This window comes from Cellulomonas sp. GbtcB1 (assembly GCF_019091725.1).
Taxonomy (GTDB): domain Bacteria; phylum Actinomycetota; class Actinomycetes; order Actinomycetales; family Cellulomonadaceae; genus Cellulomonas.
The window spans coordinates 1-239 of sequence record NZ_JAGXJG010000520.1; the positions used below are offsets into that span (position 1 = coordinate 1).

1 protein-coding gene is annotated in these 239 nt (G+C 82.8%); it reads right to left on the reverse strand.

Annotated elements, in window-relative coordinates; translation table 11 throughout:
* On the reverse strand, positions 1-239 hold a 239-nt coding region (locus KVT14_RS21245; RefSeq protein ID WP_217617377.1), incomplete at both ends, for a hypothetical protein.

Here is a 239-nt window from a genome sequence, read left to right on the forward strand (position 1 = left end):
GGGCGCGGGCCGCGGCGCGCCGACGGTGCTGCCGGGGCGCGGGACCAGGCCGGTCGCGGACAGCAGCGCGTAGCAGGGGGAGTCCTCGACCTCGAGCGACAGCGCGGGGGCGGCGGACCGGCCGGCCCGCGGCGCGGGCGCGCCCTCGGCGGCGGGGGCGTCGCCGCCCGCGGACTCCAGCAGGATCGTGCGGCGCGGGGTGCCGGCGGTCGGCGCGACCTCCGCGATTTCGCTCTTGG